Below are 23910 nucleotides of genomic sequence, written 5' to 3' on the forward strand. Positions count from 1 at the left end.
AACAAAAGCAAAGCTTTATCTGTATTTTTGAAATATATCTAAAAAAATCGATATTAAAATCGAAAAAATGCGATATATTAAATGCAAAGATGCTGAATGGAGCTTTGCTCTGAATTGAATGTGTCTAAGATGGATATTGATTTAATTTCTAAAGCATTGGCGAATCCGACTCGACGTCAGATTTTGGAGTGGCTTAAAAACCCACAACAATATTTGTCAGAAGAGCAGTGCGGTGGCTTTGGGCGTGGTGTGTGTGCAGGGAATATCGAAAGACTCGGTAATGTCTCTCAATCTACCATGTCAAATCATTTGTCTGTTTTACAACAGTCAGGATTAATTCAGGCAGAAAAATATGGTCAGTGGTCATACTTTTCACGCAATGAAGCGCTCATTCAGCAATATATTGATTATCTACAAAACTCGCTTTAAGGTCTCAAATTTGGGACAGCGAGTGATGAGGCAAATATGGCTGAACTCAATTCTCCCCTTGTACTTGGCGATTTACATCTCAAAAATCGTGTGGTGATGGCTCCATTAACGCGTAGCCGTGCCACCGCTGATCGTGTACCTACAGCAATGATGGTTGAATACTATGCACAACGTGCTAGTGCAGGTTTAATCATTTCTGAAGCTACTGTCATTTCAGAAGAAGCCAATGGCTATCTCAATACCCCTGGATTATTTACTGAAGCACAGGTAGCAGGATGGAAACCTGTGACTCAAGCAGTGCATGATCGAGGTGGGTTAATTGTGGCGCAGTTATGGCATGTTGGTCGTGTTTCACATCCAGATTTACTCAATGGTGAAACCCCTGTATCTGCGAGTTCGATTCAGCAAGCAGGTCAGGTCAGTCTACTACGTCCTAAACGTGACTATGTGATTCCACGTACTTTAGAAATTTCTGAAATTCACAGCATTACGGAACAATATAAACAAGCTGCAATCAAAGCCAAACAAGCAGGTTTTGATGGTGTGGAATTACATGCAGCCAATGGTTATTTGATCGATCAATTCTTACAAAGTTCAACCAATCATCGTGAGGATGAATATGGTGGTTCGGTAGAAAATCGCGCCCGCTTTTTACTCGAAGTAGTAGACGCTTTAATCGAAGTATGGGGCGCAGGTCGTGTTGGTGTGCATCTCGCACCGCGTGGCGATGAACATGATATGGGTGATGCTGATCCACGTGAAACTTTTGGTTATGCACTTGAGCAACTTGGTCAGCGTAAAATTGCATTTTTCTTTACCCGTGAGTATTTGGCTGAAGACAGTATCAGTCAATATATGAAGCAGCGTTCAGGTGGCGTACCGTATATTGCCAATATGCGTTTAAGTCGTGAAGATGCGATTCAATTACTAGCATCTGGTCAGGCAGATGCTGTGTCATTTGGTAAGGCGTATATTGCCAACCCTGATTTGTTTGAGCGCCTGGTTCAGGATGCACCTTTGAATGAATTGGTGTTTGAAAATATGATTGGTTCGCAAACAGCAGAAGGCTATATTGATTATCCAGCTTTAGCTTAATCGCATTGTTGTTTTATGTGCTAAAACGATTTTTTTACTAGAGCGTATGTAGCTGACTTCATGTAGCTAAAATATGCAAAGCTTTGCATCATAGGATCTCGTTCATATCGCAATCGCAAAAGATCAGATTGGGTTGTAGTATAAATATCTATGCTTCAACCCATAAAATTTCGATCAGATTTCATTTCTGATTAGCTAAACAAAGCATGCTTTTGTACTAATGGATTACATCTCTTGGCTTTAGCAAAAAGTTTTCCAGTGCCGTGACAACAAATCGTTAAATATTATTCATTAACAACTGAATAATGCTCTGTTATATTTGCCCATTGATTTGTATAGAGGCATTCTGTTTGGCTACTCCTTTCTGGTATAACGCAGCACTTGCAATCGTCAAACCTTTGTATCGTTGGCGAATTAAAAAGCGTGCACAAAATATGGCGGAATACCAACAAGAATGTCTCGAACGTTTTGGTCCATTTCAATCAGTAAAAAATCAACATGCAATTTGGTTTCACTGTGTCTCTGTAGGTGAAACCAATGCAGCACAACCGTTAATTGAGCATTATCTAAAAGCAGGTCACGCTGTTTTAGTGACCAATACAACAAAAACAGGACAAGCGCGCTCAAAATCATTATTTTTAAAAGCACCGTATCAGTCGCTTTTTCAAGCGGTATATTTACCTGCGGATCAGAAGCATCTGATTACTGATTTTTATCAAAAATACCAGCCAAAACTGCTGATTTTAGTTGAAACAGAACTTTGGCCTAATCTGATTGATCAAAGCCAACAATTTAAAGTACCGTGCATTTTGGTCAATGCCAGACTTTCAGAAAAGTCAGCCAAAGGTTATGCCAAAGCACCAAGTCTGACTTTACCGATGCTACAAAAAATGGATTATTTATTGGCACAGGATCGGGCAACTCAACAGCGTTTTGTTGATTTAGGTATTCAGCAAGTTAAAACAGAAGTGGTTGGAAGTATTAAATTCGATATTTCTGCACCAGTGCAATTTTTACAACAGGCTGAGCAGCTTCAACATGATTGGCATTTGAGTGATCGAAAAATTATAACCATCGCCAGCACGCATGCACCTGAAGAAGAAAAACTACTGATGGCATTTAAGCCATACTTAGAACGTTATCCAGACTGGGTATTGATCGTTGTACCCCGTCATCCCGAACGCTTTGATGATGTTTTTTCGACAGCGCAAAACTTAGATTTAATCACTCACCGTCGTAGTTTAGAACAGACAATCCAAACGGATACGCAAGTTTATTTAGCCGATAGCATGGGCGAAATGTGGTTGTGGTATGCCTTGAGCCAAGCGTGTTTTGTTGGTGGCTCATTAAATGAACCGGGGGGTGGTCATAATATTTTGGAACCAATGGTTTTAGATGTTCCTACTGTGATTGGACCACGTTATTTTAATTTTCAGGCGATCGTGGATGAGTTTTTACAAGCGAATGCTGTAAAGGTTGGACAAACAGTCGATGAGGTTGTTGCGCTATTGGTTCGCTGCTTGGAAGATCAGGATTTTGCCCAACTGTTGAGTCAGCATGCGGTTGAAGTATTGAACCGTAATAAAGGTTCTTTACAGAAACATATTGCCGTGATTGATCGCTATCTATAATTCGGTATTGTTGTGAAATCCGCTGTTGTAAAAGCTGCAATGCATCAAGCCAAATGAACCAGACTTTATTATGAACATTGTTCTTCTCGACCCTCGTCAAACGCAGTCCGATATTTGGAAAATCAGTTCCAATCGACAACTTGAACATTTACATCGCCATCTCGCAGTCAAGGTTGGGGATACATTGAAAGTAGGTGTTCGAGATGGAGATCGCTATTTAACGGAAATCATTGCTATTTCTGAACAAGAGATTTTAATTAGACCGATTCAAAAAGAAGTCATTCCTGCAAAATTACCCATGACTTTGATTGTCGCTCTACCACGTCCGAAAGTATTGCGGCGTTTGATTATGGATGCAGTCACAATGGGCGTGCAGCAAATTATACTTATACATAGTTATCGCGTCGATAAAAGCTATTGGCAAACGCCTTTTTTACAACAACTTGAACACTACATAACGTTGGGGTTGGAGCAAGCTGGGGATACCATTGCCCCAAAAATAGAATTATATAAACGCTTTAAGCCCTTTGTGGAAGATGTTTTACCACAGTTGATTCACGGACACAGCCCAGCTTATGTGGCACATCCTTATATCGAACAGCAGATGCCTTTTGCGATTGAACATGCATGTACTGTAATTATTGGTCCAGAGGGCGGTTTTATTCCCTATGAAATTGATTTACTCATTAAAAACGGTTGCCAAGCTGTTAGCTTAGGCAACCGCATTCTTCGTACTGAAACTGCGATTCCTTATGTCATTGGACGCTTATTTAGCACGAGCTGATTCGAGATCATCGCTAGATGGATCGCCACGATATACTTTGACTTCCTGAACTGGGTAAGGGATAGAAATATTATTTTCTGCAAAGGCTTCAAGTACATTTTCTTGAATTTGACTGATCGATGCAGCAGTGACAACCTGAGTGGTGTCTACCCACCAACGAACTGTTAAATTGACTGAGAAATCAGCTAAAGCAGATACATTAACTGTAAAGCCCGGTTGGCTCAGGATACGCTGATCTTTATCCAGTAATTTAAGGATAATATCCTTCGCCTTTTGTACATCATCTTCATAGCCAATACCGACTACAAATTCACAGCGACGACGCTGATAAGCCGTATTGACCGTGACTGCGCTGGTATAAACCGTTGCGTTTGGAATCACAATACGGCGACCATCTGGTGAACGTAAGAAGGTCGCACGGATTTGAATATCTTCAACTGTACCTTCCATGTTATTTACGATAATGTCATCGCCAATTTTAAACGGTTCACCTAAAAGAATTAAAATACCTGAAAGTAGATTTTGGAAAATATCTTTAAAGGCGAAACCAATCGCAACCGAACCAATCCCCAAGGCACTCATCAATTGACCGGGCGTAAAACCAGGAATTGCGATGACCATGGCAATTAAAAAACCAAAAAATATAATCGCTGTACTGCCTACACGGTTCAATACTAAAACTAAATTTTGGCGTGTATAGGTACGATTTTCGAGTGTTCGACGAACAAAGAATTTAAACAGCTTAGACAATAACCAAAAAATGGTGATGACAATCAACGCAATACATAAATAAGGCATACGCTCCCAAAAACCATCTACAAATTTATCAATGGTTGTGTATGCATCTTTATATTTTTCGGTATGTTGAATTACCGTTTGCGCAGTTTTTTCACCTGCAGAACTAATCAATTGAGTCGTGTCTTGCGCAACGGTACTCAATGCATTTGCATCTTCAGCCACAATGATGTCCAATAAAATAATTGGCATATTTTGCCTGAAATTTTAAAGAAGTTAAGCCTTGATTACAGTTTTTCGTATAACCGAAAAATAAAATAATATTGATGAGAATTTTACCAGCATTGATAAAGTTGATTGCAAAGTCAATCCGCTTTAAAAATATTCAGTACTCTTTTGAATGATCGTAGGGGGACTGCCAATTTCTCCTGTACCTACCATAAAAGACACGATACTGGTGGATGCAAATAATCCAATCACAAAACTAATGATCATCAACCAAGCGAGTAATTTTTCAATGAATGCAGATGGGCGGGGATGACCGAAACGGTTGGCTTTGATGCAACCACGTGCAAAGAGCAAATAAAATGCCATAAAAAACTGTATGATTGGAATCAAACACAGCACTATCCACCAACCTGATTTATTGCGATCATGAAGTCGACGAATCACCACCACGAACATGAAATATAAATATGTGCAGCTCAATAAGATATAACTCATTTGACTGAGTGTAGAAAGAGAATGGATGGCATGTTGGCTGAAATGCATTGAATCCAAATTCAAAATTCCCAGCATCACACTTAGACTCAACAGTGCAAAAGTAAAAAACAGCTGTAAGATCCCGAACCAAGCAATATAACTCAAACGATTAAAACGACCGTGTATCGATAGTGGATGATCAGTTTGTGGTATGACCTGTTTTGAGAAAAATGAAGAGGATTCTTGTGTTTGCATGATGATTGTGTCCAGTTGAAGAAATTCAGTAAGGAAATGTTTTTTTCTGAAAAAAACCATATGCACTTATCACCACAAATTATAAGATCAAAAAAGCGACATAGATATTGAAAATTCGAATGTTTTGGCAAATGACTTAACATTTTCCGATGGTTAAAGTGACCCCTGTGTCTACGACCAAAGCACAATTGTTAATCAAAATGCGCTATCGTAATACTGAACACATGCAGCAAATAAAATCAATAACGTAGGCATACATCTCGTGATGAGATGACAGATCAAGGAAGCAGAATATGAACGAAATATATCCAGTTCCAGAACAATTTGTAAAAACCGCAAGAACCAATGAACAAGAGTATTTTGACCGTTATCAACAGTCAGTGGAGCATCCAGACGAGTTTTGGGCAGAAGCAGCAAAAAAACTGGATTGGATCAAACCATTTACTCAAGTTAAAAATACCAGTTTTGACAAAGATCATTTTAAGATTGAATGGTTTGCGGATGGTGAATTGAATGTCAGTGCCAACTGTTTAGATCGTCACCTCAAAGAGCATCCACTTAAACCTGCAATCATCTGGGAAGGTGACCATCCATCACGACATAAAATTATTTCTTTTGAAGAGCTGCATGATGAAGTCTGTCGTTTTGCCAATGTATTGAAAAAAAATGGGATAACCAAAGGTGATCGGGTCATTTTGTATATGCCGATGATTCCCGAAGCTGCAATCGCGATGTTGGCATGTGCACGTATAGGAGCGGTGCATTGTGTGGTTTTTGGAGGATTCTCTCCTGACTCTCTTGCCAGCCGAATTGATGACAGTCAAGCCAAATTAGTCATTACCGCTGATCAGGGAATGCGTGGCGGAAAAACTATTCCATTGAAAGAAAATGTGGATGCTGCCTTGACTTTTGCGGGGACCAGTTCTGTTGAAAAAATGATTGTCGTCCATCGTACTGGGCACCCTATTCAGATGAAAGAGGGACGTGATTTGTGGTATCACATGGAAATTATGACGGTGACAGACATCTGCCCGCCAGAAGCCATGAACGCCGAAGATCCTTTATTTATCTTATATACTTCAGGTTCCACAGGAAAACCGAAAGGTGTTTTACATACTACAGGGGGTTATCTGACTTATGTGAATTCAACCTTTAGAGAAGTATTTGATATTAAGCAAGATGATGTGTTTTGGTGCACTGCTGATGTTGGATGGATTACAGGGCATTCTTATGTGCTTTATGGACCACTCTCTAACGGTACTACCACAGTAATGTCTGAAGGGATTCCACAATATCCAACTTGGGCACGTACTGGACATATTGTCGATAAGCATAATATTACGATTCTTTATACAGCACCGACAGCAATTCGCGCCATGATGCGTGAGGGTGATGCATTCGTTCGTGAGAGTGACCGCAGTAGTTTGCGTTTATTGGGCTCAGTAGGTGAACCAATAAATCCTGAAGCTTGGAATTGGTATTATACCGTAGTGGGTGAAAGCCGTTGTCCGATTGTCGATACATGGTGGCAAACCGAAACAGGCGGAATTTTAATTTCACCATTGCCAGGCGCAACTGCACTAAAACCAGGTTCTGCAACACGTCCTTTATTTGGAATACAACCTGCGCTGGTTGATGCAGAAGGTCAGGAACTGCAAGGAGAAGCTGAAGGGAACTTGATTATCAAAGATTCTTGGCCGGGGCAAATGCGCACCATTTGGGGAGATCCTGAGCGATTTATTGAAGCCTATTTCTCAACCTATCCTGGAAGTTATTTCACAGGTGATGGTGCACGACGGGATAAAGATGGTTATTACTGGATTACTGGGCGCGTCGATGATGTATTGAATGTTTCAGGTCATCGTTTAGGTACGGCTGAAATTGAAAGTGCATTGGTAGCGCATGAAAAAGTTGCTGAATCTGCCGTAGTAGGTATGCCCCATGAGATCAAGGGGCAAGGAATTGCAGCTTATGTCACCTTACAAGCGGGCGAGGCTGAAACAGAAGAATTGCGTAAAGAACTGGTCAATTGGGTTCGTAAAGTATTGGGACCTGTCGCAACACCAGATGCCATTTATTGGGCACCAGCTTTACCAAAGACCCGTTCAGGTAAGATTATGCGTCGGATTTTAAGAAAAATTGCTGCCAATGAATTAGACAGTTTAGGCGATACTTCGACTTTGGCGGATCCAAGTGTAGTGGATCAATTGATTACAGAAGTCAAAGCTCACACTTGATCAAGCTCGCGAGTAGCTTTTGGTTAGGCTAAAGTTTGATACCGTCAGCTCAATACTGGCGGTATTTTTTAAGTGTTATTTTCAAAGGATCGAATAAGTAACGCAAGCATTGTGATAAGGTCATCTTGCTTGATCTGCTAAGCTCAATAAATTGGATATAAGAGTTAAAATGATGAATGCACCACAATCTGCTTTAAATCTTTCGGCTTTGGATATTGCAAAAGAACTGGCAAAGCAATTTGCACAAACAGCAGCTGAGCGAGACAAAGCAGGAGGCAATCCGAAGTTTGAACGTGATTTGATCCGCAAAAGTGGTTTATTGAGCCTGGCTATTCCACAACAATATGGTGGGCAAGGCGCAGATTGGAAGACAATTTTTCAGACAGTTCAAACCATTGCTCAAGTGGATAGTTCCTTAGCACATGTCTATGCTTTTCATCATTTATTGATCGCCACCGTTCAGCTCTTTGCTCAACCTGAGCAGTATCAGCAATGGTTTGAGCAAACTGTGCAACAACATTTATTTTGGGGGAATACGCTCAACCCTTTAGATAAACGAACTACTGTTCAACAAGTGTCTGAAAATGAATTTATTTTTCATGGTGATAAAAGTTTCTGTTCAGGTTCCATAGACTCAGATATTTTACTATGTTCTGGTTTTAATGATGCAGATCAGTTACTGATTGCTGTGATTCCAACCCAACGAGAAGGAGTAAGCTTTTTAGGGGATTGGAACAATATGGGACAACGTCAGACAGACAGTGGAACTAGCCATTTTGAACAAGTGAAAGTATATAAAGATGAGTTGCTTTTAAATCCTGGACCATTAAGTACGCCGTATTCAAGTTTACGTCCACTGATTGCTCAATTGATTTTTGTGCATCTTTTCCTAGGTGTCGCAGAAGGTGCATTTGAAGTCGCTCGACAATCGATACAAACACAAAAAGCATGGTCAAAATCTTTGGCTGAGCAAGCGATACATGATCCGTATATCCAAAAGCATTTTGCTGATTTTTATGTCCAGCTACAAAGCGTACGCTTACTGACAGAGCAGGCAGTTGAAGCATTGCAAGCGGCTTGGAATATTGGTGAAGATTTAACGGAACAGCAACGGGGTCAGGTGTCAATCGCGATTGCGACCGCAAAAATAGCTGCTACGAATAGCTCACTATTTGTGACCCAAAATATTTTTCAAGTTTTGGGTGCGCGTGCAACCACAGCACAATTGAATTTAGATCGTTTTTGGCGAAATGTACGCACACAAACTTTACATGATCCAATCGACTATAAATATCAAGAGGTTGGGGAGTGGGTGTTGACAGGAAAAGTTCCTGATCCAAGTTTTTATTCTTGACTAAGTTCAGCCATTTCATTTGTCTATGTAACCAAACTTAGATATGGTCAAACCACCTGATTATTCATACAAGTGATTTATCTTCAAACAAGCATATGCTTTTTATATGGATTTTTGAAAGTTTTGCATAAACAGTTTTTTGTATTTTTTTGATTCACAGACAGTCTTGCTATCGTGAGGCGACATGGATGTCGCCATGTTGAGCGGGGGTATATGAGCAAAAACAAAGCACTGCTTTGTTTGCAGCGCAAGAACCCTTTTAAACGAAAGATTTTTGTCATCTTTTCATCTCTGAAAAGTGAAGCATCGCCTACGCAAACCGATTTAAACTATAGATCTAAAGTGTGGCATTGGAAGCTTTAGATTATCAAATAATATATTTATCATATTGACTTTATTGGTCTAAAAATTGTATTTACTGTATTTTTTTTAAAAAAAATGACTACAGGTAAGACGCTGAGACAGCACAAGCTTTGAATCGCTGAGAGGTACATGGCGTACCTCACTTCGACAATCAACAAAGGTTAAGGATGAGATGTCTGTTTCAAGGTATTCAATACTTCATAAGCGGCTTGAATACGCTCGGCATTTGCAATTCTTTTATTCATCAGCATGACCAAGCCAAATTTTTCCGCAGGAATATAAATCAGATAGGTTCCAAAACCATTTGTTGATCCCGTTTTATGAAACACCCTTGCCCCTGATTTGACCAGTGTTTTTTCAACTGGGTTTGATTGCATCACCACACGGTCAGAGTTGCTTTCTAATAATGTTTCTAATCTTGCTGGATAGTCGAAAGTTTCCCATCCAAGTGCTTGGGTCATCCCTCCCATTTTAAAGTAACCGATATGCGTTCCTTCGATTGCAGGTCGAATGGAAGCTTTGGCTTGATCTGGATTTAAGTTCAATTTTAAGAACTGTAGTAGATCAGGAAGGTTTGATTTCACCCCATAGGCTTGAGCATCGAAAGGTCCCGGATTAACTCGAATTGGGCGATTGTTTTGATCATAGCCAAAAGCATACTGGGCTTGTTGTGCTTTTGGGACGTTGACATAACTATGTTGGAGCTGAAGTTGAGGAAAGATAACTTGCTCTAATAATGTGCTAAACGGCATGTTCATGGCTTTTGCAGTAGCTTCACCAAATAACCCGATACTAGGGTTTGAATATTGTCTAAATTGACCAACGGGTTGATTGACCTTCCAATCTTGAAAGTATTTAAGCGTTTGTGCATCGGTTTTGATTGGATCAGGAAATTGTAATGGTAGATTACCCGTGGTGTAGGTTGCCAACTGCAAAAGTGTGACTTGATTAATTTCTGAATTTTTTAATGCAGGTAAATATTTTCCTGGATGGTCTTGAAGCGATAGTTTAGATACACTTTGCGCATAACTGCCCGCCGTTGCAGTAAACAGTTTACTCACAGAGCCTAATTCAAACAGGGTGCTTTTATTGACTGATTTCTTGTCAGCAAGTGATTGTACACCATAGTATTTTTCATAACTTTTGCCTTGGTACAGTACTCCAATTGCCATCCCGGGTACTGCATATTTTTGCATTAAGGGCTGAAATGCCTGAGTCATTGCATTTTCAACCTTTGCCGTGGTTATTTGCTGATTGGCATTTACATAAGTCGTCAGTCCCATGCTACTGATCAGGACGTAAAAGATCGTTTTTGTTTTCTTTAAAAGAGCCATAACCACTTATTCCAATCTATACAGGCAAAAAGAAATTATTTTAATGTGGATTAGAGATTTTCCAAGATCAAGCTTGTTGAGTATATGTATGTCGATATAAATACTTGAAGCAAAATAGATGATTAAAACAAATCAATCGGTGAAGAACGATATTTTATAGCTGATAGGGCTGTTCATACTGAACGACCATGAAACTTTAGCGATGTTAAAAAAAAATCCCTCAAGCCGAGTCATGAGGGATAAGCTGCAAATTTTGTTTTAGTTGTTTATTGTTGTTTTCTACGGCACAAACTCTGGCGCTAGAAATGATCAGGCTGATTTCGCAGTAATTTGCGCTTTTTGAGTTTCTTCAAGTTGACGTACCAAAGGCAGCACTTTTTCTCCAAAATATTCAACTTCCTCAATAAAATGTAAGAAGCCCGAAAGAACGAGGTCGACGCCCACACTTTTTAACTCAACGATTCGTTCAGCAATCTGTTGCGGTGTGCCAATCAAATTGGTCTTAAAGCCATCGTTATATTGCACCAAGTCTTCAAAAGTTGATTTTGCCCAGTTGCCTTCGCCCTCTTTAGAGGCGGCACCTGCTTCACGGGTTGCATCACCAAAAGCATTGACTGCTTCAACATTGGCTTGATCAATAATTTCTTGTAACACTGCTTTGGCTTCTTGCTCTGTATCACGGGCAATAATAAAAGCATTGACCCCAATTTTTACTGAATGACCATTCAGCTTGGCTTTTTCTCGAATATCATCAATTTGCTTTTTTAATTCTTCAGGAGTATTGCCATTGGTAAAATACCAATCAGATACACGAGATGCCATATCACGTGCTGCACGAGAACTTCCTCCCTGAAACACTTCGATATGCGGTTTTTGCAAAGGTTTTGGTTTTAAGGTGTAGTCTTTAAACTGATAATATTTACCATCGAAACTATAGTTATCTGTAGTCCATATTCCTTTTAAAGTTCGAATAAATTCTTCAGAACGGACATAGCGCTCATCATGTTCAGGCCATGGTTCACCGATGGCATCAAACTCACCACGAAACCAACCACTCACCACATTAATGGCAATACGACCATTAGTCAGATAGTCGATCGTTGCCAATTGTTTGGCCGCCAAAACAGGCTTCCAAGGACCAGGCAGGATGGCTGCAATCACTTTTAACTTATCTGTCTTCGCCAATAAAGCATGGCTAAAACTTACAGACTCATGTTGATTTTCAGCGCCATAGCCTGCGGTGAAACGAATTTGGGTGAGGGCATATTCGAAACCACTTTTTTCAGCCGCTTGTGCTAAGCGGACATTATAGTCATAGCTCCAGTCGGTACGTTGTTCAATATTACTGACCACTAAACCACCGCTGACATTGGGCACCCAATATGCAAACTTAATGGCTGGATTATGGTGTGATGAAAACTGTGACATAACATGACCCTCTATTTTTTATTATCTGCGGCTACGAGGTTGCAATTAAGCAACCTGTGATTGTGGTGATTTGGATTTTGCATGAAGACGGTTTTCTGCTGCATCCAAGTTTGGGATTGCAGCTGAAGGTAGTACCTCATCTTGCTCGATTTGTTTGTTAATCCCTAAGTTTTGATTGGCTTGTTCCGTCTTAGCTTTGACAACCTCAGCACGTTGCCCTTTTGCAGGAGCCCATTCCAAAATTGGCAATGCGCGTGCAACAGCCAAAGTAATACGATCTTGAATATGTTCACTCTTGATGGTGTATTCAGGCGTGAAATCACGATCGGTTGCATAGACGCCAATCGGTAGGGTTTGGGCTTGGAAAAAGCTAAATAATGGACGAAGCTGATGTTCCAATACCAATGCATGGCGATCGCTTCCGCCTGAAGCAGCCAGTAATACCGGCACATCCACCAGTGCTGTTTGTTCAACAAAGTCAAAGAAATGTTTAAATAAACCCGTGAAAGATGCACGGTATACAGGCGTACCCACGATCAAGGCATCTGCTGCTTCGACTGCTGCTAAATCATCTTGTACACGTTGTGGAAGCTGATTACGGTAAATTGCACCACCCAGTAAATGACCAATTTCACTGAATTTAATAAAATGCACATTGATTGGAGTTGCTTGACCGAGCTCATCTAAAATGGCTTGAACTAAACTTTCTGTTTTTGAAGGGTTATTTAAGCCCCCTGATACAGCAACAATATTTAAGGGTTTTTGTTGAGTATAAATAGACATGTTGGCAACCTAATAAATTGAATCTCGGAATGCCATTTATTTATCTATATTCAGTGAGATTGGTAAAATAATGAAAAACAGATTGGTTATCAGTTTTTGAGATATACAGAAAAACGCTTCATTTTAAGGGGAAGATATAGTCTAAATTGCTGAACTTATTTGATATTATTTATTTGGATAAGCAATTCATTTTTAGATGTTTATTTTATATTTAAAAGTGATATTTAAATCTGTATTTTGAGAAATAACCGAAAAAGAGTAGGGAATTCTCATTAAAGCACACAAATAATTCAAAAATTCGTTAATATTAACGTATCTTAAATAGCAATAGTGCGGTTAGAATAAAAGAACTGTGCTAGAGATCTCTCACTTCGCTTATGAATATTTTAATCGTTGATGATCATCCACTGTTTCGCCATGCGTTAATTCAGGCGGTTCGTTATAGTTTGCCACAAGCTCAAATCAGTGAAACTGCGGCTGTTAATGAGTTCTACGAGCGTTTGGAAAATGGTCCTGAACCAGATTTAGTCTTATTGGATTTAAATTTACCTGGCGCATCGGGTTTCTCTGCATTGGTCCATGTTCGTGCACAGTATCCTGCGATTCCAATTATTGTGGTATCAGCCCACGAAGAAGCATCGATTATTCAGCGTGCGATTGCGCACGGTGCAATGGGTTATATTCCGAAGTCTGCGCATCCAAGCCATATTGGGGAAGCAATTCGCCAAGTATTAGAAGGCGAAATTTGGTTGCCGCCAAATTTACCGACTGCGAATATGAATTTTGACCCTCGTGCTGCAGATGAAACAGCTTTGGCAGAGCGTATCCAATCTCTAACGCCACAGCAATTCCGTGTCTTAATGATGGTTGCCGAAGGTTTGCTGAATAAACAAATCGCATATGAACTGGATGTTTCTGAAGCGACGATTAAAGCGCATGTGACTGCAATATTCCGTAAGTTGGGTGTACAAAATCGTACTCAAGCTGTCTTGGCAATCAATGCGCTGAACATCGAAGAGAAAAAAGTTTAAGGTTTTTCTGATGATTCAGTGAACATTAGAAAAGTCTCTAAAATTATGAGAAGAGTGTATTAAAAATATGCTCTTTTTTATATTTTAAAATTCATTTTTAAGTTTTATTTTTATAAAATTTAGTTTGTTATCGGTATTTTATTCTTTGCTAAGCAAGGAATGAATCTCCGATAATTTTTTCACTTTTATCAATTATTCAAAATAGGCGTATACTGATCAGACATGAGGAAAAACTATGTCTGATGCATCTGAATCTACAGCGTATATTGAGTATGGTACTCGTCCCTTTCTGGCGATTTTGTTGTCACTATTTCTAGCAGGGTTTGCGGTATTTTCATCATTGTATTGTGTTCAGCCGATGATGCCTTTTTTGGCAAAATTCTTTCATGTGACCCCTACACATAGCAGTTTCCCACTTTCATTTTCCACCATTACATTGGCTTTGGGACTTTTGTTTGCAGGGTTAATCTCAGATCGTTATGGTCGTAAACAGATCATGGCGATTTCTTTGTTTTCAACAGCCACTTTATTATTAATTAGCTCATTACTACCCTATTGGGAAATCTTCCTTGCCACACGAATGCTGATTGGTCTGGCGGTGAGTGGAGTTGCATCAGTAGCGATGACCTATATTGGCGAAGAAATCGCACAAAAAGATGTTGGCTTTGCAATGGGTTTGTATATTTCAGGTACTGCGATTGGCGGTATGAGTGGGCGCTTAATCGCAGGCGTTTTACTGGATTATATTTCATGGCAAACAGCTACTATGATTATTGGCATACTCAATTTATTGATCGCCATCACTTTCTATGTTGCACTCCCTGTGTCCAAACACTTTAAATCTTATCCGATTCAATTCTCTCGCTTTATCGAATCGTTCAAGAAAAACCTCTCTGATGCAAAATTAAGATTCCTATTCATCGAAGGTTTTATTTTGATGGGTTGCTTTGTCACTGTGTTTAATTACATGAGCTATCATCTTTTAGAAAAACCTTTTGAGTTGTCTCAGACGTGGATTGGCTTGATTTCGATCGCCTATTTATCAGGTATTTATAGCTCACCACGTGCAGCTGGCTGGAGTCGTCGATTTGGACGTGCAAAAGTCTTGATTGCGATGTTTTGTAGTATGGCGCTAGGTTTGTGGGTGATGTTCATTCCATCTTTATGGACTGTGTTAATTGGGTTATTTATTTTCACCTTTTCATTTTTTGCGGCACATTCCACCTCAAGCAGTTGGGTGTCAATACAGTCTTTACAATACCGTGCAGTCGGTTCTTCGCTGTATTTGTTCTGCTATTATCTCGGTTCAAGCCTGTTGGGCAGTGGTAGTGGCTTGATTTGGGAAAAATATGGCTGGTCGGGTTTAAGCGTGAGCATAACTGTTGTATTGGGTATTGGCTTATTGGTCGCGCTAAAATTAAATCAAATGCAGAAGCAAACTGACTCAGATTCGACAAAGCTTGAATCGAACTAAATTGCCCTGAGCTTTTATTGATTGATTCACGATCCTCATTTAAAACAGTTTATTCATTTCATTTCGACATTTGAATGAAATGAAAATAGAGAAATCACTGCTAAAAATAAAATGTTTACTTTTTAATCAAGCAACATGAGCAAAATTCATGGTAAAATGATTGGCTTTCATCTTAGATCTCTCCCGATCGCCAACCGCCAATCGAGAAAACTTACCATGTCGACCGCTTATACTGCTCAGACAGCGCCTGTTGCGTTGTTTGATTTTGACAAATATTGGGCATCGTGCTTTGAACCAGCACCTTTTTTGCCTATGTCTCGCGAAGAAATGGATCAACTCGGTTGGGACAGTTGTGACTTTATTTTAGTGTGTGGGGATGCATATATTGACCATCCTTCATTCTGCTCAGGGATTATTGGTCGAACACTTGAAGCGCAAGGTTTCCGTGTTGGCATTATTGCTCAACCCGATTGGACATCTGCCGAAGCCTTTAAAGTTCTAGGTAAACCAAATATTGCTTGGGGTGTTACAGCAGGCAATATGGACTCAATGATCAATCGCTATACAGCAGATCGTAAGATTCGTTCAGATGATGCTTATTCTCCAGACAATGTGCCGAATAAACGTCCCGATCGTGCTGCAACGGTGTATTGCCAACGTTGTCGTGAAGCATTTCCGGATGTACCAGTATTGTTGGGCGGCATCGAAGCGTCTTTACGCCGTATCGCCCATTATGATTATTGGTCAGATAAAGTCCGTCGTTCAGTGTTGATGGATTCTAAAGCAGATTTATTGATGTATGGTAATGGTGAGCGCTCAATCGTTGAAGTGATGCATCGCCTTGCCAAAGGTCAAAAAATTCATGAAATTACCGATGTTCGTGGCACAGCATTCATCGTCAATAAGAGCAATCGTGCTTCAAAAGCCAAATTTGTTGAAATTGCATCCAATGATGTGGATTCAATTGGGCGAGTTGATCCGATCATTAATCCGTATGTGATGACCGAAGATTTGGATGGATGTGAGATTGAGCAGAATAAAGGCAATTCTTTAAGCCAATATCAAAATTTCCAAAAAGAATTGGTTGCCAATCCTGTGGTACGTGAAGGCGATCATCTGGATGAAAATACTCAAATTGTACGTTTACAGCCTGCTTCAAAGGCGATTAAACATAAATTACCACCGCGCGAGCTGGCGGTAATTCGTTTACCTGCTTTTGAAGAAGTGGCAGAAGATCCTGTGTTGTATGCACACGCAAACCGTATTTTACACTTGGAAACCAATCCGGGAAATGCGCGAGCATTGGTGCAAAAACATGGTGAACGTGATGTTTGGCTGAATGCGCCACCGATTCCTCTGACCACTGAAGAAATGGACTATGTGTTTGATTTGCCTTATGCACGTCTACCACATCCTGCTTATGGCAATGCACGCTTCCCAGCCTTCGACATGATTAAATTCTCCGTGAATATTATGCGTGGCTGTTTTGGCGGTTGTACTTTCTGTTCAATTACTGAGCATGAAGGGCGAATTATTCAAAACCGTTCAGAAGAATCTATTTTGCGTGAAGTCGAAAAGATTCGTGATACAGCACCTGGCTTCACAGGCATTATTTCTGATCTCGGTGGTCCAACGGCAAATATGTACCGTTTGCATTGTAAAGATCCAGAAATTGAAAAAAATTGCCGTAAACCTTCCTGTGTTTATCCTGGTGTATGTCAAAACTTACATACTGATCATGCGCCTTTAACACAGTTATATCGCAAAGCCCGTGCAATCAAAGGCATTAAAAAAATTCTGATTGGTTCAGGTTTGCGCTATGATCTTGCTGTATTAAATCCTGAATATGTCAAAGAGCTGGTTCAACATCATGTGGGCGGGTATTTGAAAATTGCCCCTGAGCATACCGAAAAAGGTCCATTGTCGAAGATGATGAAACCCGGAATCGGAACTTATGACCGCTTTAAGCAGATGTTTGATCGTTTTAGTAAGGAAGCGGGTAAAGAACAATATCTTATTCCTTATTTTATTGCTGCGCATCCAGGAACTACAGATTATGACATGATGAATCTGGCGATCTGGCTCAAGAAAAATGGTTTCCGTGCCGATCAGGTTCAGACTTTCTATCCATCACCAATGGCAACAGCGACAACCATGTACCATACCAACAAAAATCCGTTGGCGAAGGTGGCGCGTTATACTGAAAATGTCGATATTGTCAAAGGTGAAAAGCGTCGTCGCTTACATAAAGCATTCTTACGTTATCATGATCCAAATAACTGGCCTTTATTACGTGATGCCTTACGTGAAATGGGGCGTGCTGATTTGATTGGTAACTCTAAACAGCATTTGATCCCAACCTATCAACCGCAAGGTACGGATGGTCAGTATCAATCTGCACGTAAGAAGAACTCAACATTGGCAGGTGATTCACAAAAGCGTACGGGTGAAAATACTGCACGTACTCAGTCACGACATGCCAATCAGCCAAATCGACCACAAAAAGGGCAAGTGTTGACACAACATACAGGTTTGCCACCGCGTGAAACAGGGGATCGTAAAAAACCGTTTGGTGGTAACAGTAAAGGAAAATCTAAGCCGAAAAGTAGAGCTTAAGTTTTAGTGAGTGTTCAAGAGGGTGCGAAAGCACCCTCTTTAAATTCGAATTGAATAAATAAAATACAAAACTGTGGATAACTTTGCTTAAACTGTTGAAAAATTTTGTGTACGAAAAGTACACAAATTCTGGTTTTAATTGTCCTACAATCAAACTAAAGTTTTATCGGATTTAGTTGTATTCGTAATAGATACAAGGTATAAAAGCCATAAATCAATTCATTTATTTGTAGGAATAAATGAGGAAAATAAATAATAGTTCAACAAATATTTTAAAACTGTGATATGAGTTGTTATTTTTTAAATTAAGCAAATTTATATCTCATATGTGACGTTGAACTGACAGTAAAAAAGTATCTTCAGATACACAAGAACTGGTCTTATTTGACCAAATTATAATAAAGAATTAGGAAATGAAATATGGACATATTGATTGTTGCGAGTTTGATACTATTTGCCGCTGTGATTGCGATTGCTTATAAAGGATTGAAAAATAAGCAGCAAGTTGATAGTGCTCTACGTAGAAGAGCAGTATTTAATTCACATGAACAGATTACTTTTACTCGACTAAAAGAAATTTTACCTGAAGCTAATATTTTGGCTCATGTGTCTTTTGATGCATTGTTAACAACAAAATATTTACACACACGTCGTAAATATCAGCAAATGTTTGCAGATTTTGTTGTATTGGACAAAGACTGTAAAGTTTTGGCTGTGATTGCTTTAGAAGATATCAATGCAATTAAACGTGCTCACCAAAATACCTATAAAGATGCATTGTTACAATCTGCGGGCTACAGAGTGATTCGTTATCTCGGTATTCCTGAATATCAGGATTTGCGTGAAGATTTTTTAAGTGAGTTCGCTGAAATGAGTCATTCACACGTGCTCGAGGAACAACTGTTGGGGAAGTTTGATCTTTATTCTAATCGTGTATATGGTTAATAAAAAATGCATGTCTCAGCATGCATTTTTAAATGTTCAAATTAATTTCTACAATGATTCAGGTTTTACCGCAACTACCGTCATCTCCACCAAAACATCAGGTCGATAAAGTTTTGCTTCCACACAAGTTCTTGGAAGTGCTTCAATATCAGAACACCAAGCATCCCAAACTTCATTCATTGCTGCATAATCATTTTCAATATCTTTCAAAAAGATCATCACAGACATGATGTGGCTTTTGTCTGTTCCTGCATCTGCAAGAAAACGGTCAATCATATCTAAAGTTTGCTGAGTCTGTCCTTTAATATCTAAGGTTAAATCTGTTGCCAATTGACCTGCTAAATGGACTAAATTGCCTGAAATTGCAATTTCAGAAAAGCGCTTTTCTACATGCAAACGTTGTACAGTCATGATTACTCTCAAATCTTGTTTATGGGCTAAATTTTACGTGATCAAGATGCATCTGCAAACCAACTTTGTTATGAGTGCGTAAATGCATCTATGCGAATTAAAGTTTTATGTTTAAAAACGATAAAACAATCGTATTCAGGGCAAATGATCAGGCTACCTAAGTTCAAAAACTGAATTTTTGCGATGCGTAATTGATTTAAGCAAAACGCAACTGAGGATTGTAAAGGGCAAAGTTGCTGTAGTTGTTCTGGCGCTTTTTGTTTAATAAAAGGATTCATGACCATCTCGATGAATTTAAAATGATGATTAAGCAGTGAATGAACAGACATTCACTGCATGGCAATTAAGATTGAGGAGGGGTGTAGGATTTAAGCGCTCGCTCAGGCTTATTGCTGATTTGATACCAATCGATGTGACGTGTAAGGAACATGACGACCGCGAGTAATACAAATGAAATGATCGAACCGATCAAGAAGGTCTTGCCTGAGGACTGCAATAACAGATACATCACAGCGTAGAGTGAACTGAGGATCACACCGAATAAGGCAGCAGCTTTAAAACCTTTCATCACATAGAACAAATACCATGTCATGAGACCAACACAGGCAACTCCTGCGACAAAGTAAGCCCATGCAAAGGCATAGTATTCACTGATAGAAAGTAGTAGGACAAAGAAAAGACCTTGTGCAATTGCCACCAAAGAATATTGAATTGGATGAATACGAAGGCTTTTAAGCACCTCAAATAAGAAGAAACAACCAAAGGTAATGATGATAATTACGACACCATATTTAATTGCTCGATCTGTTTGAGTATAAACATTGACGGATTCTAAAAATTCGGTTGATAAGCCAATTCGTTGACTTTGCTCAACGTCATAGGCATTTTCTTGAGTGTAATAGCCTTGGCTGAATTGGCGAATGCAATCACTGGTGTCACATTCAATCAGTTTGCTGATGTTTTGCTGACCCAGTGCAATGTTTTTCCATTGTGCTGTAAATTGTTGATGGGTACTGGTTTTAGCAAAGGGTAAATTTTGTCCTGAATACTTGATGTCCGCCCAGTTGCCTTTGGCTTGATAACTGACACTACGGCTGGTGGGAACCAAGCTAAACTTGCCAAGACCTGTGATATTGGTGGCTAAATCAAAAGAAAAACCATTTTGAATCGCATTGATTAATTCAGGATAATTTTTTGTAGAAATACGCATAAAGTCAAAACCGGAAGCATCACTGCCTTTGGAACTCATTTCAAAAGTATAATTCTTATTGAGTATTTTTAACGTGGGTTGCGTGTCTAAACCTCGTGGATCATGCACAGGAAACATGATCTCAGCACGATTCCATTGATAGTCTTTATTCTCCAGTGTCGGCTTTTGAAAAATGCCTTTAGCGGTTAAATTTGCAGTATAGCTAATTGCTCGGTAGATGGTGCGTTTATAGGCATCATCAGAAACCTTAAAATCAGCAGTCCATTGTGTGCTGTCTGCACTGATGTATATCCATTGTTCTTCTGTACAGGAATATGCGACTTTTTTGTCGTCCAAACAGGTTTGGATTTCGGTATAGGGCACACGAATATAAGGTGAAATAACAGTTTGCGGGCTGATGTTGTTTTGTGAGATTTCTCTGAGAAAAGCTTGTTGGTATCCTTGTCGTTCTGACACCAAAGTGCTAATGAAGAGTAGACCTATCCAAAACAGCGCAATCAAAATGGCAATTGCAATAATTTTAAAGGTGAGAAAATTGGATCGCATCACGGTGTTCCTGAGCCGTTGTTTTTGTTAGGTTCAGTATGCGAAGCCGAAATGTGTTTTGTTTGAGCTGACTTTGTGTTTTATGTGAAGTTTAGGTGAATATTCAAATCTTTGTGGTTAAAGCAAAATCTTGACCAATACGCCTTGTTGATGAGATTGCAGAATTGGAATCTGATTTTCCTCGATATTTAAAATGTTAATCTGACCATGATGTTGTTCAATGACTTGCTGAACAATACTGAGTCCAATGCCTGAACTACGTTGTTGACTAATTGGTCGAGGAAGTGAAAAGTATGTATCAAAAACTTGTGTAAGTGCATAGTCAGGAATCCATACACCTTCATTAAAGATATTTAATTCAATATGTTGATGTGCTTGCCGATGTAGCTGAATCAGAATTTTTGCCGAATCCTGAGAAAAATCCAAAGCATTGTCTAAAATATTGCCAAGCGTTTGTTGAAGCCAAAAACGATCTGCATGAATCATACAATCGGCTTCAATATCTAATAAACATTGAATTTTTTTAGCCTGCATTTGACTGGCGTGCCGATCTAAAGTCTGATGGATTAATTCAGACAAATTAAAATTTTGAATCTCAATTTGGTGCCTTGATTTTTCCAAGCGAGTCAGTAACAGCATACGGTCAATCAAGCTCTGTAAACGCTGGCTTTGTTCATGAATATGTGTGGCAAAATTTTGTTGATCAGTTAAAGGCAAATCTTCTTTAAGCAACTCAGCACTGGCTTGGATCGCAGTTAAAGGGCTTTTTAGCTCATGTGTCAGGGTGTTGACGTAGTGTTCGACATAAGCGCGATCTTCCAGTTTTTCTCGCATATCTTCCACGGCTTGAGCAACTTGATTGAGTTCTTTAGCGGAGCGAAAATGCGGAGTTTGGTTGACAGGTGCCAGCGCTTGAGCATACTTACGCACACGATCGATACTATGTTTAAGCCAATAAGCCACTAAGCTGGCTAAAAATAAACTCAACAACGTAATCCATATGGCTTGGCGGATCAGTTGATTTTCAGCACGTTGAATGTAAGGTTGTACGGATATATTGGGCTTTCCGATGCTGACCACTCCAATCAACTTTTGTTGTTGATCAATTTGATAATAGATAGGTGCAGCAATAAACATGGTGCTACTGTTACTATCTTCCTCATAACTTCGGGTTGAACGAACACCATATTTGCCTCTTAATGTCAGGTAGACATCATTCCATTTGGAATAGTCCTGTCCTGTTGCAATGCCTTGTGAATCATAAATCACTATGCCTTTTTGATCAGTGATATAAATTTGTTGATTGATTTCATTCTTATTATGTTGCCAAATATTGGCGTTGATTTTTCGATTGAGCGCATTTTGAATTTTCTCATCAAACTGGGCAGTTCCAACCTTATTTTCATAGACATCTTCTGCAACCAGCATGGCAATAATATTGGCATTTTCCGCAAGTGTATCTTCGACAACCTGTCGTACATTGGGCTTTACTTGCTGATTAAAGGTATAAGACATAAACCATAAACCGAGCAAGATAATTAACCCGAAGAAGAACCAAATACGGATAAATATCGACATGCTTTAGTCCAGCCTTTTCAGGCTATAGCCGAAGCCACGGTGAGTTTCAATTGGATCTTGTTCAGCAGATATTTGTTTGAGTTTATTGCGTATACTCTTGATATGAGTGTCAACAGTTCGATCTAAGCTATGCTCCGGATGTTCCCAAACTTGATCCATCAATTGTTGTCGGCTAAATACTTGTTCAGGATGTTGAATCAACAGTTTGAGTAAACGATATTCATAACGTGTTAATTGCAGTAGGGTGCCTAAGTATTGAATCTGGAAAGACTCATCATTGCATTGCCATGTTTGGGAATGTTTAGATATTAAATGTGGCGTTATTGGGGTATTTTGTTGGAGCTGATTTTGAATCTCCATTCTGCGCCAAATGGCTTTAATTCTGGAGACAATTTCTCTTGAGCTAAACGGTTTAGTGCAATAGTCATCTGCGCCAATCTCTAAACCAATAATTCGATCAATTTCGTCATCACGTGCTGTCAAAAACAACAGCGGTGTGTGGTTGAAATGGCGAATTCTTTTACACACATCAAAGCCATTTAAATCTGGTAAACCAATATCTAAAATAATAAAATCGAAGGATTGTTGTTGAATATAATCAATGGCTTGTAGACCAGAATTTGCCCAAGTGACTTGCCACTCTTCACGCTCAAGTGCATAGCGTAATGGCATAAGTATCGCCGCATCATCTTCAACGCATAAAATCTGCTTTTTATGATTCATTGCAATTAAATATTTATCATCTCGTGTTGAGTGTACTGAAATTGAAATATTTAGGCGAATGAATTTTAAGTGAAGTTAGGGTCTGTTAACAATTCGTCTATGCTTGCGACTAAGTATGTTTTTTAGGCGATTCTAGGCGCGAAATACGAAATTTAGTCATTCTAAATGAGTAGTTCGGAACGAAGAAGCGACAAAAAACACATTAGTCCCGAAGGGTTGTGGCTAAAATTATCTCAGGCTTCGTTA

Annotated in this window: 20 protein-coding genes; 10 read left to right on the plus strand and 10 right to left on the minus strand. The window is 39.4% G+C overall.

Going from position 1 to position 23910, the window contains the following annotated elements; all coding sequences use genetic code 11:
• Positions 1-129: 129 nt before the first annotated feature.
• The 4 genes from AAV97_RS10310 to AAV97_RS10325 all read left to right on the plus strand — a co-directional run bounded on the left by AAV97_RS10310 (position 130) and on the right by AAV97_RS10325 (position 3939).
• On the plus strand, positions 130-429 hold the full coding sequence (locus AAV97_RS10310) for an ArsR/SmtB family transcription factor (RefSeq protein WP_009585144.1): 300 nt from the start codon (positions 130-132) through the stop codon (positions 427-429).
• Between the two features lie 36 nt (positions 430-465).
• Positions 466-1524 (plus strand): alkene reductase, encoded by a 1059-nt coding sequence (locus AAV97_RS10315; RefSeq protein ID WP_005034642.1) that lies wholly within the window; start codon positions 466-468, stop codon positions 1522-1524.
• A 350-nt stretch (positions 1525-1874) separates the two neighbouring features.
• Positions 1875-3155 (plus strand): 3-deoxy-D-manno-octulosonic acid transferase, encoded by a 1281-nt coding sequence (locus tag AAV97_RS10320; RefSeq protein WP_046760501.1) that lies wholly within the window; start codon positions 1875-1877, stop codon positions 3153-3155.
• A gap of 70 nt (positions 3156-3225) precedes the next feature.
• Positions 3226-3939, plus strand: a complete 714-nt coding sequence (locus AAV97_RS10325; RefSeq protein WP_046760502.1) for a 16S rRNA (uracil(1498)-N(3))-methyltransferase — start codon at positions 3226-3228, stop codon at positions 3937-3939.
• On the opposite strand, the gene AAV97_RS10330 is transcribed toward AAV97_RS10325, so the two are convergent.
• A complete protein-coding gene (locus AAV97_RS10330) occupies positions 3922-4926 on the minus strand; it encodes a mechanosensitive ion channel family protein (RefSeq protein WP_005034636.1) in 1005 nt (334 codons plus the stop codon). The genes AAV97_RS10325 and AAV97_RS10330 overlap by 18 nt on opposite strands.
• Positions 4927-5049: 123 nt before the next feature.
• On the minus strand, positions 5050-5631 hold the full coding sequence (locus AAV97_RS10335; RefSeq protein ID WP_046760514.1) for a DUF805 domain-containing protein: 582 nt from the start codon (positions 5629-5631) through the stop codon (positions 5050-5052).
• Positions 5632-5924: 293 nt separating this feature from the next.
• Between AAV97_RS10335 and acs the strand changes: the two genes are divergently transcribed.
• Positions 5925-7868, plus strand: a complete 1944-nt coding sequence (acs, locus tag AAV97_RS10340) for an acetate--CoA ligase (protein ID WP_046760503.1) — start codon at positions 5925-5927, stop codon at positions 7866-7868.
• 169 nt (positions 7869-8037) lie between these two features.
• Positions 8038-9222 (plus strand): acyl-CoA dehydrogenase family protein, encoded by a 1185-nt coding sequence (locus tag AAV97_RS10345; RefSeq protein ID WP_155769252.1) that lies wholly within the window; start codon positions 8038-8040, stop codon positions 9220-9222.
• A gap of 524 nt (positions 9223-9746) precedes the next feature.
• On the opposite strand, the gene ampC is transcribed toward AAV97_RS10345, so the two are convergent.
• The 3 genes from ampC to msuE all read right to left on the minus strand — a co-directional run bounded on the left by ampC (position 9747) and on the right by msuE (position 13130).
• Entirely contained in the window at positions 9747-10919 is a 1173-nt protein-coding gene (ampC, locus tag AAV97_RS10350) for a class C beta-lactamase (protein ID WP_046760504.1), read from the minus strand.
• 309 nt (positions 10920-11228) lie between these two features.
• Positions 11229-12347 (minus strand): dimethylsulfone monooxygenase SfnG, encoded by a 1119-nt coding sequence (gene sfnG / locus AAV97_RS10355; protein WP_005034627.1) that lies wholly within the window; start codon positions 12345-12347, stop codon positions 11229-11231.
• Between the two features lie 45 nt (positions 12348-12392).
• Positions 12393-13130 (minus strand): FMN reductase, encoded by a 738-nt coding sequence (gene msuE / locus AAV97_RS10360; protein WP_004832030.1) that lies wholly within the window; start codon positions 13128-13130, stop codon positions 12393-12395.
• A 377-nt stretch (positions 13131-13507) separates the two neighbouring features.
• On the opposite strand from msuE, the gene AAV97_RS10365 reads away from it, so the two are divergent.
• The 4 genes from AAV97_RS10365 (at position 13508) to AAV97_RS10380 (ending at position 19196) form a co-directional block, all read left to right on the plus strand.
• On the plus strand, positions 13508-14161 hold the full coding sequence (locus AAV97_RS10365; protein ID WP_004832028.1) for a response regulator: 654 nt from the start codon (positions 13508-13510) through the stop codon (positions 14159-14161).
• A 235-nt stretch (positions 14162-14396) separates the two neighbouring features.
• Complete coding sequence (locus tag AAV97_RS10370) at positions 14397-15635, plus strand: MFS transporter (protein ID WP_046760505.1); 1239 nt, start codon at positions 14397-14399, stop codon at positions 15633-15635.
• A gap of 216 nt (positions 15636-15851) precedes the next feature.
• On the plus strand, positions 15852-18251 hold the full coding sequence (locus tag AAV97_RS10375) for a YgiQ family radical SAM protein (protein WP_046760516.1): 2400 nt from the start codon (positions 15852-15854) through the stop codon (positions 18249-18251).
• 420 nt (positions 18252-18671) lie between these two features.
• Positions 18672-19196, plus strand: coding sequence for a DUF2726 domain-containing protein (locus AAV97_RS10380; RefSeq protein WP_004832023.1), 525 nt, complete (start codon positions 18672-18674; stop codon positions 19194-19196).
• A 48-nt stretch (positions 19197-19244) separates the two neighbouring features.
• Here AAV97_RS10380 and AAV97_RS10385 read toward each other — a convergent pair whose 3' ends face one another.
• The 5 genes from AAV97_RS10385 to creB all read right to left on the minus strand — a co-directional run bounded on the left by AAV97_RS10385 (position 19245) and on the right by creB (position 23664).
• The gene (locus AAV97_RS10385; RefSeq protein ID WP_004832022.1) at positions 19245-19607 is read right to left on the minus strand and encodes a RidA family protein; all 363 of its coding nucleotides are present in this window, start codon (positions 19605-19607) and stop codon (positions 19245-19247) included.
• Between the two features lie 68 nt (positions 19608-19675).
• A complete protein-coding gene (locus tag AAV97_RS10390; RefSeq protein ID WP_046760517.1) occupies positions 19676-19885 on the minus strand; it encodes a hypothetical protein in 210 nt (69 codons plus the stop codon).
• Between the two features lie 65 nt (positions 19886-19950).
• Positions 19951-21363: a cell envelope integrity protein CreD gene (creD, locus tag AAV97_RS10395; RefSeq protein WP_046760506.1), complete on the minus strand. Its 1413-nt coding sequence runs from the start codon at positions 21361-21363 to the stop codon at positions 19951-19953.
• A gap of 117 nt (positions 21364-21480) precedes the next feature.
• On the minus strand, positions 21481-22941 hold the full coding sequence (creC, locus tag AAV97_RS10400) for a two-component system sensor histidine kinase CreC (RefSeq protein ID WP_009585127.1): 1461 nt from the start codon (positions 22939-22941) through the stop codon (positions 21481-21483).
• 3 nt (positions 22942-22944) lie between these two features.
• Positions 22945-23664, minus strand: a complete 720-nt coding sequence (gene creB / locus AAV97_RS10405) for a two-component system response regulator CreB (protein ID WP_046760507.1) — start codon at positions 23662-23664, stop codon at positions 22945-22947.
• Between the last annotated feature and the right edge of the window lie 246 nt (positions 23665-23910).

Source organism: Acinetobacter sp. Ag2, assembly GCF_001005515.1.
Taxonomy (GTDB): domain Bacteria; phylum Pseudomonadota; class Gammaproteobacteria; order Pseudomonadales; family Moraxellaceae; genus Acinetobacter; species Acinetobacter bereziniae.